The 244-nt window shown below is 60.7% G+C and carries 1 pseudogene; it reads left to right on the forward strand.

The features are described 5' to 3' along the window. Positions 1-244: pseudogene (locus ACPYOG_RS20325) on the forward strand (gfo/Idh/MocA family oxidoreductase); the annotation flags it as partial.

The following is a 244-nucleotide window of genomic DNA, read 5'->3' on the forward strand; positions in this document are numbered from 1 at the left end:
GGGGAAGAGGGGGTGATGATCAGTCAGTCGCGCCGGTACTACCGAACGCTCGCTGCCTACAAGGCCGCACTGACGCGCATCGGGCATATCGGCATCCTCACTCACCAGTTCTTCAGAGCCCCTCACTTCGGCGGCTTCAGGGAGGAAATGGCTTCACCGCTTCTGGTCGACATGTCCATCCACGCCTTCGACGTCGTGCGCTATCTTCTGGACGAGGACCCGATCTCGGTCTATGCGGACTCCT

The organism is Leifsonia sp. HAY1-4F (assembly GCF_056755275.1).